1 pseudogene is annotated in these 543 nt (G+C 41.6%); it reads left to right on the top strand.

Annotation, left to right across the window (positions count from 1 at the left end):
- Window positions 1-543: pseudogene (locus tag QM469_RS10560) on the top strand (transposase); the annotation flags it as partial.

The following is a 543-nucleotide window of genomic DNA, read 5'->3' as shown; positions in this document are numbered from 1 at the left end:
AAGCGTATTGCTTATCTGACTGATAAACTTATAAAACTCGCTAAACAATCTTTTTGTGCGGTCAAGAAAATCTCCCCAATGCTTGAAGAGGTTCGTTACTATGCTCAAGAATTGCTTCGTCTTTCTGGGCACAGACAGGTTGTCTTAGACGACATGGTAGCTCTAGCTCAGCCTTTACCAGAGTATGACATCTTACGATCAATTCCTGGCATCGCAGAAACCACAGCGACATCTATCATTGGCGAATTGGGAGATATTCGTCGCTTTCAGTCTACCAATCAAATCAATGCTTTTATTGGCATTGACCTGAGACACTATGAATCTGGGAACTTTCTCGCCAAGGAACACATTACTAAGTGAGGTAATCCCTATGCAGAAAAATCTTGTTCAAGTGCATTCATAACATCGCTTCAGCTAGTCATACCAATCCCTGCCATATCGCCGACTTTTATGAGAAACGAAAAAGACAATCGACAATAGCTTCAACCAAGCCACATGCGATTGCCTCTATACATCGTCTCATTCGAACAATGTATTACCTCA

The organism is Streptococcus infantis, from assembly GCF_047464215.1.
Taxonomy (GTDB): Bacteria; Bacillota; Bacilli; order Lactobacillales; family Streptococcaceae; genus Streptococcus; species Streptococcus infantis_P.
This window is presented reverse-complemented; position numbering and strand designations above follow the sequence as displayed.